Below are 1,476 nucleotides of genomic sequence, written 5' to 3'. Positions count from 1 at the left end.
GGTTCTAAGTCAAATGTTGGGGTGCTCTCTTAAGAGCACTCCTTACTTATGCCATTTGGCCTTGTATATCCTTATATTTATGATGCAATAAGACTTTTCGACGCAGACGATCAAATCGTCGAAAACCAAACGCTTGGCGTTTGATCACTTTGGTTTGATTATTAATCCCCTCAATGTAACCATTGTGTAAGTTATAACCGAAACTGTTCATGATTTCTTTTTGCCAATTTTGAAGCGTTCCAATCGCCTTCTCGAACTCAGGTATAGCTGATGCTCTTACGGTATCGTAAAAATCATATAAGTCCGTTTTAATCGTGCTTAAGGCATCAGATCCTAAATATTTAGCGTTGTCAAACCAATCACAAAACCATTCTTTTAGTAAATAAGCGCTGGTCAATACATCCGATTTATCACAATAGTGATGGAGATACCAATCTTGTTTAGCACTTAACGTGCTACTTCGTTTCATGAAAACATGACGCATGTTTTTACATTTCTTACGATCATAGTCATCGAATTCGTGCTGAACACGCCGCCTGACGCGATCCAATGCCCAATACATATAACGGACAAAATGAAAACGATCCGCCACAATTATCGGTTGATTTAATGCCTGGTCCACTGCGGCCTTATAGGATGGACTCATGTCCATGACGACGATATCGACGGTATCGGCGTGGTCTTTGAGGTAATGATAGACCGTGGATTTCTGACGATCTTTTAAGATATCAATCGGCTCACGCTTGATGGGATCTGTGATGATGGTTTGAAAGCGTTCGCCATCTGTATCCCCCTTAAAATCATCAATCGCAATGATGGAAGGAAGGTGTTGTGTTTCCTTGAGAAGGGATTCACTAATCGTATCAAAACGTCTCATTACCGTTGTTGGTGAAACGCCGAATCGTTGTGCTGTATCTTTAAACGTTTTACCATGAATCGTTTCAAGCCCTATGGCTTGATTGAACTCTTGTGATTGGCGTTGATAACGATCGACAAGATTGTTGGTTTCATCAAATCGTTTCCGACAAGCGACATCGTGACATTGATAGCGCCGTTTGCGATACCAGATCATTGTCGGGCGATTGAATACTCGATTATGTTTAATTTTTTGCCAGCGATAATCATGAATCTTTTGAGTCGATGTTTGGCATGCAGGGCATGGCAAGACTTCACGCGGACGTTCGACGTAGATGTGATAATAGCCATTTTCTTCTCGCGTTTCTGTGACGTGAAAGCTTTCCAATCCTGGTAACGTCATGTTATGATGCATATGCACGCAACTCCTTTTGTTTTGTTTTGGTGGTATAAAACAAGGATAACAAATAAGGAGTTTGCGTGCTTTTTTTATTTCATCAAACCGCCAAGTTGGCATCAGGTGAGAAGCGTAGGTGGTGACGCCTGCGGGAACAGCACGCGTCTCGAGACCCCGCAGGCCATGCTTTTCGGCCGAGGAGGCTCGAGCCGTGCCCGCGGCAA

Annotated in this window: 1 protein-coding gene; it reads right to left on the bottom strand. The window is 42.9% G+C overall.

Annotated features, from left to right (window positions below):
- Nucleotides 1–46: 46 nt before the first annotated feature.
- The gene (locus tag FHR85_RS14275) at nt 47–1,276 is read right to left on the bottom strand and encodes an ISL3 family transposase (RefSeq protein WP_167264439.1); all 1,230 of its coding nucleotides are present in this window, start codon (nt 1,274–1,276) and stop codon (nt 47–49) included.
- Between the last annotated feature and the right edge of the window lie 200 nt (nt 1,277–1,476).

The sequence above is a fragment of the Alkalibacillus almallahensis genome, assembly GCF_011761495.1.
Lineage (GTDB): Bacteria > Bacillota > Bacilli > Bacillales > Alkalibacillaceae > Alkalibacillus > Alkalibacillus almallahensis.
The sequence above is the reverse complement of the archived record's forward strand: the minus strand, read 5'-3'. Positions and strand labels throughout refer to the sequence as shown.